Here is a 15,353-nt window from a genome sequence, read left to right as displayed (position 1 = left end):
TCATAAAAAAGACGTGAAGACTCCTTGACCAAAAAAGTCCGTAAGAACCCCTTCAGCGGAAAGCTTCTTCATGTATATCAATATTGGATCAGAGTCTATATAGCAAATAATTCGCCTTTACCACTCTTATTGACCGTTTCACAAGTTGATGTGCAGATGCACTGGTTGTAAAGTAACCAACTTATAAAATTTGAGCTTTGAACTCAATCAATAAGGCAACAGAAGTTGCCAATCGGCATTTGACCCGGCTGTCCGTATGGCCTTAACTCCTTGGTAGAAGTGGTCAAAAATTATCTGCTGGAAAGCTCTAATTCATATTGATAAATCAACTTTCCAAAATCACAGGTATTACACTATCAGACGTTTCTCGAAAAATCAAGGGATATTTCAAAATTTATTTTTCTGTTTTAGTCGATCAGGTTTGAACCATTCATCATAACCTCTAAAATCATCTTCAGTGTTCTCCACTTGAAATGAAACGGTTCTGCATAAATATGCCCCTTCATTTATTCAAGTCTACTTCTCGCGTAATTATAGATAAAGTAATGACTGTTATATTTTAACTTCAATCTCTATCCCTCTGTATTGAATTAATCGATACATTTTCCTAATGAAGCCATATTTTTTCGAAAATACGTTTCTCCATTTGTCTATATAGTTCTCTGACGGCAATTTACGATTAATTCAAACCATTTACAGGGATGGAATCCAAAGAGTAGCAAGCTTGAACTGTGTCCATAAAGTACAAATGTTATATTGAAATAATGTGTATATTAATAAGTCAATAATGGATATTCATTCACACCAAAACTTTGCACAATGAGTAAATTTGCACATTGGGCAAATTGTTGTTATGATTATTTTCACAAATGAGATACTTGGATATTCCCTTTAATCCATCTTAAGGAGGTGAACGCATAGGCGGTATAACATTATGAAACGAACGTTGCGACACTTAAAAAAAGAAGCCACGGAGAAAGCACTCGCTGGAGTTGCTTTTAACCTTACGCTCGAGCATGGACTCGACGGATTCACGGTAGAAGATATTGTGCAGCAGGTCGGATGCTCGCGTAGAACATTTGCCAACTACTTTACATGCAAGGAAGAAGCTGTTGCGCTTGGAGCCCTATCCGTGCCGAATACAGCTGAGTTAGAGCATCTGATTATCCAGCTTCCGGACCATGCCACATTGCTCGAGATTATGTACGAACTGGTTAAAATGCAGCTCACGTCTGAATTAATTGGCAGACTGCATCAACTTGTCATCTTGTCCCGAACCTATCCTGTGCTTGAACCACACTATTTGGCTGCGATGCACAAACTGCAGACTCAGGCTCAGGAAACCCTGCTTGACCTATCGAACGGCCAAAACGACGAGATCTACACGTACTTGCTGATCAGCGCCATTTATGGCACCGTGTTGCCCTTGATTGAAGGAAGACTTAATGTACTGTTGCCTGGTAAGCAAATCGCTACTGACTCTACTTCAGATGCAATCCCGTTTGAACAGTTTATGGAAACAGTGTTTGATCATTTGCGAAAAGGATTTTAAGCTCCTTCTTTTATCGTCTTTTAACCATAATCCACCATCAGAATCGTCATACTTATAATAGAAGGAGTGTAAAAGAGAGAAATGTCTACCTTATTATACAAAATAGGAAAAACCGCTTTTCGCAAGCCCGGATATTTCATCATTGGCTGGGTGATCATTCTGGGGATCGTCATCTCCATGATCAGCATCAATGGCGTGCACATCAGTTCAGAAATGAAAATTGAAGGAACAGAATCACAGAAAGTTTTGGATCAGCTTGCAAAAGAACTGCCTGCCGCCTCCGGCGGTCAAGGAAGCGTTGTGTTCAAAGCGCCGGACAACGAGCGGCTGGATACACCTGAACGTACAGCTGCCATTATGAAAGGTGTCAGCGAAGTATACGGGCTGGACAAAGTGATTAATCCAGCCGACTATGCAGCAGCTTCGCAAGGGAATAGCTCAGGGACATCTGCGGACGCGGCTCAAGCGATGAATATGGCTCCGTCGGCGACGGCCTCTCCGCCTCCATATGGACCATTCATGGTGAACAATGTTCCTGTACCAGGAGTATTGATCTCTTCGGATGGAAGCACGGCGCTATTTCAATTCCAATTCACGATTGAACAGTCCGCCATTACGCAAGATGTGTTCGATTCTGTCATTCAATCGGTCATGAAAGTTGAAGAAGGTACACAGATTAAGGTATTACCTGGTGAAACGCTTAAATCCGTATCCATCGGGGTTGGTTCCGCTGAGATTGTGGGGCTGGTTATCGCCGTAATCGTACTACTCATTACCCTTGGTTCTGTTGTTGCAGCAGGCCTGCCACTGATCACAGCTCTTCTTGGTGTCGCTATTGGGGTTGGGGGAGCATTCTCGATCTCCAAATTTGTTGATATGCCAAGTGTGACATCCGTTCTGGCTCTGATGGTAGGTTTGGCTGTCGGCATCGACTATGCACTTTTCATCGTCAACCGTCAACGCCGGATGATTATTGACCAGCGCCTAAGCGCACAAGAAGCTACTGCAAGAGCGATTGGCACATCAGGCAGTGCTGTTTTTTTTGCCGGCTTAACCGTCATTATCGCCCTTTGCGGTATGCTTGTTATTGGACTGACCTTCTTGTCCACGATGGCACTCGTCGCAGCGGCCACGGTCCTGATCAACGTATTCGTTGCATTAACCCTGCTGCCAGCCTTGCTTGGTCTGGTTGGGGAACGAATCTGCTCGAAGAAAGCCCGTACGAAGGCTTCCAGCACATCAGAGCCGTCAAGTCATGGCGTAGCCAACAGATGGGTCAAATTCGTCATTAAACATCGCTGGGCGACCGTTATTGCGATTATTCTGGTTCTTGGTTTTGCTGCTACTCCGATTACAAAAATGGAAATGAGCATTCCGGGAGCTTCCTCAGCAAATCTGGATACGGATGCAAGACAGAGCTATGATGCCATCTCGAAAGGTTTCGGAGAAGGCTTTAACGGGCCGCTAATCCTGGTAGCTGAACCACGTAATGCCTCTGCCAAAATGACACCAGAGCTTCTGGGTGGAATCGCAATGGAGTTGCAGGGTCAGAATAACGTGGCTCAAGTCTCACCTTTAGGGATGACGGAGGATTTGGCTATTTTCAGTCTGATTCCCAAGACAGGTCCTAACGATAATGCGACAAAAACACTCGTCAACGATTTGCGGTCCGCAGACTCCAGCATGGCTAAGACCTATGACGTCAAACTTGGAGTAACCGGACTTACCGCCGTAAATATTGACATGTCCGCCAAGCTGGCTCAAGTTTTCCCGATCTATGTAGGCATCATCATCCTGCTTTCATTGATTATCCTGCTGCTTGTGTTCCGTTCGATCATCGTGCCGATCAAAGCAACGATCGGTTTTCTGCTTAGTATTCTAGCCACGTTCGGTATGACAACCGCTGTGTTCCAATGGGGCTGGTTGCATTCCCTCTTTGGTTTCGATACAGGCGGCCCGCTACTCAGCTTCATGCCTATAATCGTAACCGGGATTCTCTACGGTCTTGCCATGGATTATCAGGTATTCTTGGTTAGTTCCATGCGCGAGTCCTATGTTCACGGTCACCGTGGAACGGAATCCGTTGTCCATGGTTATAATCAGGTTAGCCGTGTCGTTGTAGCCGCAGCAGTTATTATGGTTTCCGTATTTGCTGGTTTTATCTTCACCGATGATGTGATGATTAAACAGATTGGATTCACACTCGCGGTAGGCATTTTGGTAGATGCTTTTATCATTCGCATGGCTCTGGTTCCTGCCGTCATGGCCATGTTCGGTGACAAAGCCTGGTCCCTTCCGAAATGGCTGGATCGCATCCTACCTAATCTCGATGTGGAAGGTGAAAAGCTGATTGCCTCCCTAAGTACCCAAAATGACGAAGTGAAACCCATGTAGGATTCCAAGTCATAAAGACTCTTGAATAACGTTCTTCAACAAAAGACCCCCTCGGTTCATGAGGAGGTCTTTTCATTTACATTTACATTGTATTTATATTAACCTTATGTTCTATATACACCATCCGCCAAACACATGCTATAGCATGTATCCTAAATACCTCTAACGTCCTGTCTTGAATTGACTTAATTCTCTCGCACATTCAAGTACAGCTTCTCTAATATTGCCTTTAATTGCTCCAGTTCCTCAGGCTCTATCCCTCGCGTAACATAATTATGAGCGTCCTTGACGGTTAACAACAATCGCTGTTTTATTTCTTCACCTTTGGGAGACAAATATAAGTGGTGTGAACGTTTATCTTGATCATTAACGATACGTCGAACCATTCCTTTACGCTCTAGTGAATGGATCATTCGAACGACAGTCGTTTGATCCCGATCGATAGCCTCTGCCAACTCTTTTTGAGTCGTAGCTTTGTCGAAATCCATATAAGAAATAATACTCCATTGTTCAGGTGTGACCTCGTAAGGTTTCAATTGTTTGATAAAATAATTCGTAAGCTTGAGATCCGTCCGGTGGATTAAAAAACCAGTTACATTGTATAAGTCCATTGTTGTACCCTCATTCATCATTTTGTTACACCAATTATAGGTGATCTGAATGGTTCTTACAAATGACTCTCGCCAAAGTAACTCGTTTACGCCTTCTCCTTATTCGGCACTTAGAAGAAATAATACAGTGATACAATCAAGCTGAGAACAAACAGAACAATGGCAGGAATGGCTTTTTGTATGGGATCTTTAGCTAAAACAATCAAAGTAAAGGCTCCAGCAAGCATTGTCCCCCCCAGTAGCAAACCTGCCCAAAATGCAACACCAGATACCCATATGCCAGCAAGCATACCCATAGCTCCAACAATCTCAAAAGATCCGGTCAAAACATTGAAAAATGAGGGCAATCCAAAACGTTTGAATTCATCGGCCATCTTACCCGAAATAATTTTGCTTCCTGTGAACAGAAAAAAGACACCTAACAGAACCTGTAAAACCGTAATAAAAATGAACATAGCTATCCTTCTTTCTTTGAGTTATACATATAGATCGAATACATGCTATAACATGTATTGGGTCTGTGACTCTGCATATGAAATAGCTGATTTAATCCACTACCAGCTTTCACGTTTAACATCAACCCTCACTCCCATTCATCTATATGCTATAGCATATATTTTGATTAATCTCATGTCAACCCTGGAGTATAACTTTATTAAAATGTAACCATTCATACGCTAACTCGAATAAAAAAATCACTTTCAAGCGTATGCTCTAAGCTATACTCGAAAGTGATTTTTGTGTTCAACCTTCATATCAATCGAACTAGAATCAAGCCGTAATGTCCTGCACAGGACTGTTAAATCGTGCTGAAGTGCATGCTCTGACGAAAGCAGCAAATAACTGCTGACTGTACCCGTCAACGGCATAACTATACTCCGGATGCCACTGAACTGCGAGTACAAACGAATTGCCCGGCATGATGACAGATTCAACTAATCCATCCTCCGCAATGGCAACAGCCACTAATTGATCGGATAACGTTTTGATGCCCTGATGGTGATAGCTGTTAACCTGAATCTGATCCGTCTGCAAGATATCATGAAGCAGATTATCTTTTTCAATATGTACGGAATGTACGAGATTGGTGTATGGAGGTTTTTGCTGGTGAATAATCTTACGTTCTACATCCATATCTGTCGGGATATCCTGATATAACGTTCCGCCTAAAATCACGTTAAACAGCTGTAATCCGCGGCAGATGCCAAAGGCTGGTTTACCGATTGCAATCACTTTTTTAAACAGAAAAACCTCCATCCGATCCCGCTCCATACACAACTCACCACAGACGCTCTGCATCCGCTCATCATAAAGCTCCGGATTAACATCATGGCCGCCGGTAAACAGGAAACCGTCAAAGGCGTTCGCCAGCGTTATGATCATGTCCTCGTCTGTCGTTAACGGCAGCATGACCGGTATACCTCCTGAATCTTCAATGGCCTTCATATAATCAGGAAGCATCCAGTAACTTTTTTTGTCCGTGTCGTATAAGGGCAGTACCCCTATCATCGGTTTGTTCATCTCAAGCCACCTCCTGTTTTATATTGGATTCAACGCTCATTCGTTGTTTATGTCTTACCGGGATTTACATTCAGGTTTGTTTTATTTTATCAGAGTTTTCGCTTTACAACATGCACAAAACCTTGCATTTCCCTACCTGTTACACGCTCTGTTAGCATGAGAGAAAAAGCGAGCAACGCAAAAAAGCCGCTAGATGCAGCGACTTTCCTTCGACGTCTTAGAGTGTAAATCGTTGAACCAGCTGTTGCATATTGTCAGCCGTTTTAAATAAATTCACAGTTGAGGCTGAGATTCACACTATGGAAAAGGTGAACTTATACACTTTTTAAATGATACAAGTTTTCAGGCAATGCTTGCACGAAAGGTGACCAGTCTTTCGCCGTATAGAGATGCAACCGATGCATAGCACGGGTACAAGCTGTGTATAGAAGTTTGCGATCATACTCCTCTCCATATTTGCCGGATGAAGCATCATACACAAGCACTGCATCGAATTCCACACCTTTGGCAAGGTACACGGGAATGACCATCACGCCCTTTTCAAACTGCTCCGTGTCTTTCGTGATCAGCTTTAGTCCCTCTACGCCGGTCTCTCTTAAACGTTCATATGCAAGGTGACTCTCGGCTGCCGTTTTGGTTATGATGGCAATCGAACGAAAACCCTCTGTTTGAAGCGCCTCAATGTCAGATCGGATGAACTCGTCACGCTGATTCTCTCCTGCCTCTACCCGGATTAATGCGGGTTTGTGATCGCTTCTGTCAAAAGCAACAATTTCTTCGCCGCCGGGCAGCATAGCTCTTGTGAATTCTACAATCTCACGTGTTGAACGATAACTTTGCAACAGCCGGATAAGTCTCGTTTCCTTCTCACCATACAATCCGGATAGTGGGGAATCCGCAGCAGCAAGCTCCGTAGCCTGCATATAGATTGCTTGCCCGAAATCGCCTAGTACCGTCATGCGGGCACGGGGAAACAGCTTTTTGATATATTCGTATTGGAATGCCGAATAATCCTGCCCCTCATCCACAAATACATAACGGATATCCGTATTGATACGCACACCTTCAATAATTTCTTTGACATATAGATACGGAGTAGCATCTTCATGGAAGAGCTTGTTCTGACGCAACATGTCTTTGGTTTGTTTGCAGATTTCATCCCACTGAGTTGGAACTGTCGCTCCATACGTACGTTCTTGATAGGCTGCGGCATCTACAAATAGTTGTTCATAAGCTGACTGAACATTGACGAACTTGAACTTTCGTACCCGCTGCCTTAACGGCTTGAACGTCTGTTTCACTATTTTTTGCCGTAGCAATTCTTCTTCTCGTTCCAGAAAATCAAATGAGCCTTCATCCAGGTCAGGGCGCTTGCCAGCATTTTCCCGGGCTGCGTACTGTTCCGCCACTTCGAATACAGGCTTTTCCTTGTGCAGCTTACCGTATGCATCCGCATAATCGTCCATATCGAGATAATTCAACTCTTCCTCCACCCAGTCCGCTTGCCGTTCCTGCTGCTCTAGAACTGTCAGTTGTTTTAGTAACCATTCCTGCAATAACAATATCCGACTGGGTAACGAAAGATGGACATCGTACGTAGAGAATTGTGCCTTCATCTGAGCTGAAGTAATAAACTCCCGTTCACGGAACCGGATGCTGATAAAGTTTAATCCTTCACGTCCAAGCCATTCCCCATAGTTCTTCAAAGCTTTCATAAATTCCGCGGATGCTTTATAGCGAATGCCTTCCATACGAGCGGCGTAACTTGGTTCCCCACCGGCAGTAAGCACATACTCCATCTGGTCAAGGGGATCTTCCGGACGCAGACTAGATCCTAGCCAGTAATTCACATATTCCTGAAACGTCGTCTGTTGAATATTTTCTTCACCCAGCTCAGGCAATACGGTCGAGATATAACTGGCAAACATCGGATTTGGCGAAAAAAGAACCATCTGATCTGCCTTGATCGTCTGGCGATGTTTATATAATAGATAGGCCACGCGCTGAAGCGCAGCGGATGTCTTGCCGCTCCCTGCGGCGCCCTGCACAATCAGCATTCGGCTACGATCATCACGGATTATGGCATTCTGCTCCTTTTGAATCGTTGCCACGATGCTTTTCATCTGAGAATTGGCTCCTTTGGAGAGCACCTCCTGCAGCAGTGCGTCTCCTATCGTCTCACTGGCATCAAACATGCCAAGCAGCTGGCCATCCTGAATCTGAAACTGACGTTTCAACTCCACGGTGCCTTCGATTCGTCCCATTGGTGTTTCGTAATCTGCCGGACCAGAGGCATGATCATAATAAAGACTTGCGATCGGAGTACGCCAATCATAGATCAGAAAATTCAAGCCTTCCTTATCCGTGAAAGAGGACACACCGATGTAAATCGGCTCTGCAAAGCCAAGACCCTTTTCCTTGAAATCAATACGTCCGAAGTAAGGTAAGGGCAACAAACGGTTCACATTTTTCCACTGTTGCACCAATAACTTATGTCCACGTTCTCGTTCAGCCAGTACTTTCGCTTGCTGATTAATGGTATAAAAGGCTTCTTCAAAATCCGTGTATGATCCGGTATTAATCGTGACTTCTTCCCAGAAACGTTTGCGAATCTCCGTGGCCTGATCGGCAAGCCCTTCAACTTGGGGTTCAAGTTCGTCAAGTCTCGCCTGCAGTTCATTTCGCACGTGAGCCAATCTTTCTTTTTCCAATTGCCACTCGTTCGTGTCTGTCATATAAGTTAACCACACTCCTCAACCCATTTTTTGGAATAAAAAAGCGCGTTGACAAAACGAAGAATCCGATGTATTATTAAATTAGGAGAAATAATGATACATCATTTACATTTTCAACGAAATATCAACTGCGCTCATGATTATATCACATCGCATTTTTGCGTTCAATCTTTTTCTATGCTCATGAAACTTCTTTCTTTCATAGGACCAACATTTCATTTTATAAAACTACTTATAAAACTTCACTTACCTTTTAGCCTCTTGGTCTGTTCCAAGGGCTTTATTTCATTTGATGCTCTACTCAACGTTTCTATACGTAAAAGACGGCTTTCCCATTTTGATCGGATCAGGCAAACTTTTGATTGAAATGAACTACAGTTTCATTATAGATTCATGACATAATAGAATAGAAAGTAGCCATCCTATTAGATATGTGATACGTGGCAATTTTGAGTAGAAAGGACATGTGATTACGATGGAATACGTTAAACTTGGCAATACAGGGCTCGATGTCTCGCGCTTTTGTCTCGGTTGTATGGGGTTCGGGGATGCCAGTAAATGGGTTCACGAGTGGGTGTTGAACGAAGAAGACTCCCGATCCGTGATTCGTAAGGCACTGGATCTTGGTATTAATTTTTTTGATACGGCCAATATCTACTCACTGGGAACAAGTGAAGAATATTTAGGACGAGCTTTAAAAGACTATGCGAGCCGGGATGAGGTTGTGATTGCGACCAAGGTTCATGGCCGAATGCATGAAGGGCCCAACGGCTCCGGGTTGTCCAGGAAAGCCATTTTGAGTGAAATTGACAAAAGTCTGAAACGACTCGAAACGGATTATGTGGATCTATATATCATTCATCGCTGGGACTATCACACGCCTATTGAAGAAACAATGGAAGCACTCCATGATGTGGTGAAGTCCGGGAAAGCCAGATATATTGGTGCTTCCGCCATGTTTGCATGGCAGTTCCAGAAAGCTTTATATACAGCGGAGAAAAATGGCTGGACCAAATTTGTTTCCATGCAGAACCATTTGAACCTGATTTACCGTGAAGAGGAACGCGAGATGCTGCCACTTTGCAAAGAGGAAAAAATCGGCGTTACGCCATACAGTCCACTCGCTTCCGGCAGGTTAACAAGAGATTGGTCGGTGACGACCCATCGCTCTGAAACGGACATGATTCAGAAATCAAAGTACAATGCCACCAGTGACGCGGATCGCATCGTTGTCGAACGGGTGGCAGCTATTGCCGAGAAGTATGATGTACCTCGTACACACATAGCGCTGGCATGGCTGTTACAGAAAGAGACCGTGACTGCTCCGATTATCGGCGCAACCAAGCATTCACATCTCGATGTTGCCTTGGGCGCACTGTCTGTGAAGCTTACTTCAGAGGATGTCGCTTTTCTGGAAGAGCCTTATATTCCGCATCCTGTCGTGGGCGCACAGTAAACAACATTTTTGGAGAACAAGAAACATACTTATGATCTGTCAACGATATGGTCGTAAGGTTTACGGTATTAAAATGTTATCGTAACAACAATAGCCCCTCCTTTCCTTTTGCGGAAATAGGGGCTATTGCTAGTACATCAGTTTTATTTATTCATAGGCGAAGGCGTTAACTAAACTCTCTTCCCCTCTGGTCTGTTAAATAGTGCTTGTATCAATTACAAAGCGATATTTTACATCTGAAGCGAGCACACGTTTATAAGCTTCATCAATCTGATCTGCCGAGATAACCTCAATGCTAGGGACGATATCATGCTCAGCGCAGAAATCAAGCATTTCTTGTGTCTCACGTATGCCGCCAATCATGGAACCTGCGAATGAGCGGCGATGTCCGATCAGCGAGAATGCATTGACGGGAAGTGGCTCAGGCGGAGCCCCTACATTAACGAGTGTGCCGTCCAACTTGAGCAGCGAGAAATAAGCATTGATATCAATGCTGGCACTTACTGTATTAATGATCAGGTCTACTGAGCCTGCCAGCTTTTCAAATGTTTCCGGATCGCTCGTTGCGTAGTAGTGGTCTGCCCCAAACTGCAATCCGTCTTGCTTTTTACTCAGCGTTTGGGAGAGAACCGTAACCTCAGCTCCCATCGCATGTGCGATTTTAACCGCCATATGACCGAGGCCACCCATCCCTACGACTGCAACCTTCTTACCCGGACCAGCTCCCCAGTGATGCAACGGAGAATAGGTGGTAATGCCGGCGCATAGCAACGGTGCGGCAGCATCCAGCTCAATATTGTCAGGAATGCGCACTACAAAATTCTCGGTTACCACGATATGTGTGGAATAACCGCCTTGGGTTGGCTCACCGTATTTGTCTACTCCTGCATACGTTGGAATATTACCTTTCAGGCAGTACTGCTCTTCTCCTTTACGGCAATTCTCACATTCGCCGCAAGAGTCGACCATACATCCAACGCCTACGCGGTCGCCTACTTTATATTTCGTTACACCACTGCCTACTTCAGTCACAATCCCGGCAATTTCGTGGCCCGGTACGAGCGGATAATTGACAGGTCCCCACTCCCCATGGGCTGTATGAATATCCGAGTGGCAGATACCGGCAAACTTAATCTCAATTAATACATCCGTGGTATCCAGATCACGGCGGTTAATTTCTGCGGAACGGAAGGCTTGATCGGGTCCATCCACGGCTCTGGCTTTAGCTGTAATCAATATGATAACCTCCTCATGATTTTGGAATCCTCTCTATCTTACGCCCTATAGTTAACTCTAGGTCAAATGTTTTGCTCTACTTTTTTAAAAAAATTGCTCGTTTTGACATCACTCCTGACCGCATGATAGAATTCACTCGCATCAACGAAAACCCTGCACCATACAAGGTTTAATCTCGATCTGATCTAGAATTGAAAGGAACAACTCGATATGACCTATTCCATAAGTGAAGTCGCTAAAAAATTGGATCTGACTGTGTATACATTGCGCTATTATGACAAAGAGGGACTCATGCCCTTCGTCGAACGTAATTCGACCGGAACGAGACAATTCAAGGACTCCGATATTGATTTTCTGAAAATAATCCAATGTCTGAAAGCTACCGGAATGCCAATCAAGGATATCCGGGAATTCATAGCCTGGTGCTCGGAGGGCGATGCAACCTTGCATCAGAGATATGACATGTTTACCGAGCGCAAAGCCAGCGTTGAGGCTCAAATGGAAGAACTCCGGAGAACAATGGAGGTTATTGAGCATAAACGCAGTTATTATCAGAAGGCCATTGAAGCTGGAACGGAGAATATTCACAAAATCGCATTGGCTCCTAACCCTCAGCATATAGCAAGCTCCTAGAGTAATGCAGGATATTAAATGATTGGGAGGGGCCTACTGATTTCTCCTCCTACATTATCTCGCTTCACGCAAAGAGGCTCCTACCTAAACGGTGGGAGCCTCTTTTTTCCTTCGGTCAATTTGCTTATTCTACTTGCTGAAACTACTTGGATGCCGCAAGCAGGCTATCCGTAATAAATTTAAGCTGTCCTTCCAACGATACCGGGTCGTTATAGGTATCCGACGATGGATCTAGCTGGAATACATGATTGGCTTTTACAGCCGGAAGGTTTTTCCACAGCGTATTTTCATATATCTTTTTGGAATCACTCGTGTCACCGGACCAAGGGCTGGTGAAAATAATGTCCCCTGCATAATCCGGTAGCACTTCAACCGAGATGGAAGCCCAGCCTGTGCCGCTGTCAATCGCTTCTGCTTGAGCCTTCGCCGGTGCCTTAAGACCAAACTCACCGTAGATAATTTCTCCTCCACGGCCATAGTTATGACCGAAGACATACAATCCTTTATCATATGGATTCAGGATCGATACGGTACGATTACCCACTGCTGCGTTTACCTTCGGTTTTAATTCGTTGATCTGAGTTTCCCACTTGCTGATCCAGGCTTTAGCTGCATCTTCTCTGTTTGTGAGTTTACCCATCTTCAGCATCAAGTCTTTGTAGTTATGCTTACCATACTCGATTTGAACAACAGGTGCGATTTGAGACAGCTTATCAATGCCTTCTGTACCTGTGTAGACAATAATCAGATCCGGTTTTAGAGCAAGCAGCTGCTCCGGCGTAGGCAGTTGATCACCTAAATCTGTTGCGCCTTGGGAAGCAAGCTGATCTTTGATGTATTTATTCTTCATCGAGCCCGATAATGCTCCAACTACTGGAGCATCCAGTGCTACAAAGTACCCTGTGTTGAAGGCTGTTAAATCCACAATTCGCTTCGGATTTTTAGGGACTTGCACTTCACCTGCATCAGACTCAAATGAAACCATCTCATCTTCTGCACCTGCTCCCGTGTCGGTCGAACCAGATGAATTGTTACTTGTTTTGCTTGTAGCATCTGAGGATGTAGCAGTCTTCTCTGCCCCATCTTTAGCTGTATTCGAAGCAGACTGACCACATGCACTCAGGATGAGCACGAACACCAGCGCCATCATGATCCATATTGAACTTCTTTTTGTACTACGCAAAATAACCCCACCTTTAATGTATTGGATTCTATGAATCAAATGATATTGATAATCGTTATCAACGATATCACGACTCTATCTTTTTTACAATACAAGTTTAATATATTCATTCCGCACTTCGTCTATCAAGTGAAAATAGAGACTTAAAATCAGATTTTCTCTGACAATTTTATTCCAAACTTGCCATCTGGTAAGTTAAAAGGCTATCATCATTAGAGTGGATAGAGAGATTTAAGAAAGAGAATAATCTTAGAGTATGGTTGAGAACATGGTTTTAGAGAGAGTATGGTTGAGAACATGGTTTTAGAGAATGTAGAGAAATGTTTCAAGGAGGACAAGATGGATCAGATTATACTGTGGTTAAAGTACTTTTTTCTGGGCATTGTTCAAGGTGCAACGGAGCCGATTCCGGTCTCCTCCAGCGGCCATTTAATTATTGCCCAGCGGCTCATGGGGCTGAAGCAAAACGGCCTTTCATTTGAAATTTTGACGAACACCGCTTCATTAATTGCCATTGTTTTTATTTTCCGGGAAGACATCATGAAGCTGATTACCGGTGGGTGGGGTTACTTAACAACTCGCAAATCGGAATATCGGGCAGACTTTATGTTTTGCTTATATATCGTCATCGGTACAATTCCTGCTGCCGTTGTTGCAGTGCTGTTCAAAGATCAGATTGAGGACATCTTCTCATCTGTTTATACGGTTGCAGTGGCCCTGCTAATTACGGGTGTAGCTCTCTGGCTTATTCGTAATCTGCGCGGTCGCAAGCAGGACGGTGATTTAAAAACAAAGGATGCTGTGCTGGTTGGACTCGCTCAGGCTGTCGCTCTTATTCCGGGGATCAGTCGCTCGGGTGCTACCGTTATTGCGTCCATTGCGGTCGGCATGAAACAGGAAACCGCGTTGAAATTTTCTTTTATGCTCTACATCCCGATCAGTATCGGCGGTCTGATTATGGGTGCATCTGATATTGCGCATGATCCAAACCGCGCCCAGCTAGCTATTCCTTACCTGATCGCGTTTATCACCACGCTGGTCGTTACCTATTTCTCGATGAGATGGTTTATGGGCATTATGGCCCGAGGCAATCTGAAGTATTTTTCATATTACTGCTTTGCGGCAGGAACATTGTTACTTATCTTTCTATAAAAAAATTCTCTATGCACAACAAGGGGCAACCATGATGGTTGTCCCTATTATGCTTATAGTTTGTTCAATGTGCTTTGTTCCTCTCATTTACTTGATACTTCTTATACTTACTATTTCAACACTCAACCGAAGCTGGGCTTATCACTTGGCATATTGCAAAATTGCGGTTGCCGCTTGGACTCGCAGCCGTTCATCCTTGCTCTTTAATGCTTCTTTAAGTACTTGTACTGCGGCCTCGATCGTGGATTGATCCACTCGTGCGGGTGTGTGATCTTCTGTTAGCGTTTTGAGTAATTCTGGTTCTGCGGACGTAGCTCCTTGGTTTAATGCTTTCTCCACAGTCCCCGTTGCATCGCTATTGCCCCTAAGGGCTTGCTCCAACCTCGCCTGCGTTACAGGCAGCATGAATTGGGCAACAACGTTTGGTTCGTGTAACAAAGTTAGCATATGTTCATTGATCTCCTCAAGAGGTACCCGACCAAGCCATGTTACACCTCTGCGGTGGCAGATCAAATCGTCGCTTGTGCCAATCGAGTCGTCATAATAATAATCGCCGAGGTCTCCGACATACATCCAATCCTCATCCTTAATCACGACATAATCCCCATCACTCATCCCGTGTGCAAACAGCTGGATCGATTGCAAAACTTCGCCTGATTTATCCGCGACAAGGCCATAGCGCTGCTCCAACAGTTCACGTAATTCCTCCGATGACGCCTGCTCCAGATCGCCAAGCGCTGACCACGGGATGCCGATATAGTTATCCTCCAGAAAGCTTTTCACCTTGCTGACTCCATCTACAATCGATTGAACATAAAACAAATTCACAGATGCCGCCTTCCCTTCCTTCTTGCCATAAACCTAGTTAACCATCGGAACG

General features: G+C 44.4%; 12 protein-coding genes. 5 read left to right on the top strand and 7 right to left on the bottom strand.

The genetic code is table 11. The annotated features are described in order from the left end of the window. Positions 1-934: 934 nt before the first annotated feature. Positions 935-1,552 carry a TetR/AcrR family transcriptional regulator gene (locus FS818_RS06410; protein ID WP_260984542.1) on the top strand — a complete coding sequence of 206 codons (618 nt, stop codon included), beginning with the start codon at positions 935-937 and terminating at the stop codon, positions 1,550-1,552. A gap of 81 nt (positions 1,553-1,633) precedes the next feature. After that, positions 1,634-3,946 (top strand): MMPL family transporter, encoded by a 2,313-nt coding sequence (locus FS818_RS06405; RefSeq protein WP_145330645.1) that lies wholly within the window; start codon positions 1,634-1,636, stop codon positions 3,944-3,946. Positions 3,947-4,131: 185 nt separating this feature from the next. Here the strand turns inward: FS818_RS06405 and FS818_RS06400 are convergent, their stop codons facing one another. The 4 genes from FS818_RS06400 to helD form a co-directional block, all read right to left on the bottom strand. After that, a complete protein-coding gene (locus FS818_RS06400; protein ID WP_145330643.1) occupies positions 4,132-4,557 on the bottom strand; it encodes a MarR family winged helix-turn-helix transcriptional regulator in 426 nt (141 codons plus the stop codon). Between the two features lie 110 nt (positions 4,558-4,667). Beyond that, positions 4,668-5,018: a DoxX family protein gene (locus FS818_RS06395; RefSeq protein ID WP_260989864.1), complete on the bottom strand. Its 351-nt coding sequence runs from the start codon at positions 5,016-5,018 to the stop codon at positions 4,668-4,670. Positions 5,019-5,328: 310 nt separating this feature from the next. Further along, positions 5,329-6,078 (bottom strand): gamma-glutamyl-gamma-aminobutyrate hydrolase family protein, encoded by a 750-nt coding sequence (locus FS818_RS06390; protein WP_145330639.1) that lies wholly within the window; start codon positions 6,076-6,078, stop codon positions 5,329-5,331. A 314-nt stretch (positions 6,079-6,392) separates the two neighbouring features. Then, positions 6,393-8,813: an RNA polymerase recycling motor HelD gene (gene helD / locus FS818_RS06385; RefSeq protein WP_145330637.1), complete on the bottom strand. Its 2,421-nt coding sequence runs from the start codon at positions 8,811-8,813 to the stop codon at positions 6,393-6,395. A gap of 475 nt (positions 8,814-9,288) precedes the next feature. Between helD and FS818_RS06380 the strand changes: the two genes are divergently transcribed. Next, complete coding sequence (locus FS818_RS06380) at positions 9,289-10,269, top strand: aldo/keto reductase (protein WP_145330635.1); 981 nt, start codon at positions 9,289-9,291, stop codon at positions 10,267-10,269. 195 nt (positions 10,270-10,464) lie between these two features. Here FS818_RS06380 and FS818_RS06375 read toward each other — a convergent pair whose 3' ends face one another. Continuing rightward, entirely contained in the window at positions 10,465-11,505 is a 1,041-nt protein-coding gene (locus tag FS818_RS06375; protein WP_145330633.1) for an NAD(P)-dependent alcohol dehydrogenase, read from the bottom strand. Positions 11,506-11,715: 210 nt separating this feature from the next. Here FS818_RS06375 and FS818_RS06370 point away from each other — a divergent pair, with 210 nt between their 5' ends. Continuing rightward, positions 11,716-12,138 (top strand): MerR family transcriptional regulator, encoded by a 423-nt coding sequence (locus FS818_RS06370; RefSeq protein WP_145330631.1) that lies wholly within the window; start codon positions 11,716-11,718, stop codon positions 12,136-12,138. 142 nt (positions 12,139-12,280) lie between these two features. Here FS818_RS06370 and FS818_RS06365 read toward each other — a convergent pair whose 3' ends face one another. Next, positions 12,281-13,321 (bottom strand): ABC transporter substrate-binding protein, encoded by a 1,041-nt coding sequence (locus FS818_RS06365; protein WP_260989796.1) that lies wholly within the window; start codon positions 13,319-13,321, stop codon positions 12,281-12,283. 339 nt (positions 13,322-13,660) lie between these two features. On the opposite strand from FS818_RS06365, the gene FS818_RS06360 reads away from it, so the two are divergent. Next, positions 13,661-14,473, top strand: a complete 813-nt coding sequence (locus tag FS818_RS06360; protein ID WP_145330629.1) for an undecaprenyl-diphosphate phosphatase — start codon at positions 13,661-13,663, stop codon at positions 14,471-14,473. A 141-nt stretch (positions 14,474-14,614) separates the two neighbouring features. On the opposite strand, the gene FS818_RS06355 is transcribed toward FS818_RS06360, so the two are convergent. Beyond that, entirely contained in the window at positions 14,615-15,301 is a 687-nt protein-coding gene (locus FS818_RS06355) for a death domain-containing protein (protein ID WP_145330627.1), read from the bottom strand. Positions 15,302-15,353 lie beyond the last annotated feature (52 nt).

This window comes from Paenibacillus xylanexedens, assembly GCF_007680605.1.
Classification (GTDB): domain Bacteria; phylum Bacillota; class Bacilli; order Paenibacillales; family Paenibacillaceae; genus Paenibacillus; species Paenibacillus xylanexedens_B.
Note: the sequence above shows the minus strand (reverse complement) of the source record. Positions and strands in the feature narration are given on the sequence as shown.

What these genes read in the sequence shown, in the direction of transcription:
- FS818_RS06400 (WP_145330643.1), bottom strand. Translation starts at nt 4,557, where the DNA reads ATGGACTTATACAATGTAACTGGTTTTTTAATCCACCGGACGGATCTC.
- FS818_RS06370 (WP_145330631.1), top strand. Translation starts at nt 11,716, where the DNA reads ATGACCTATTCCATAAGTGAAGTCGCTAAAAAATTGGATCTGACTGTG.
- FS818_RS06380 (WP_145330635.1), top strand. Translation starts at nt 9,289, where the DNA reads ATGGAATACGTTAAACTTGGCAATACAGGGCTCGATGTCTCGCGCTTT.
- FS818_RS06390 (WP_145330639.1), bottom strand. Translation starts at nt 6,078, where the DNA reads ATGAACAAACCGATGATAGGGGTACTGCCCTTATACGACACGGACAAA.
- FS818_RS06405 (WP_145330645.1), top strand. Translation starts at nt 1,634, where the DNA reads ATGTCTACCTTATTATACAAAATAGGAAAAACCGCTTTTCGCAAGCCC.
- FS818_RS06410 (WP_260984542.1), top strand. Translation starts at nt 935, where the DNA reads ATGAAACGAACGTTGCGACACTTAAAAAAAGAAGCCACGGAGAAAGCA.
- FS818_RS06360 (WP_145330629.1), top strand. Translation starts at nt 13,661, where the DNA reads ATGGATCAGATTATACTGTGGTTAAAGTACTTTTTTCTGGGCATTGTT.
- helD (WP_145330637.1), bottom strand. Translation starts at nt 8,813, where the DNA reads ATGACAGACACGAACGAGTGGCAATTGGAAAAAGAAAGATTGGCTCAC.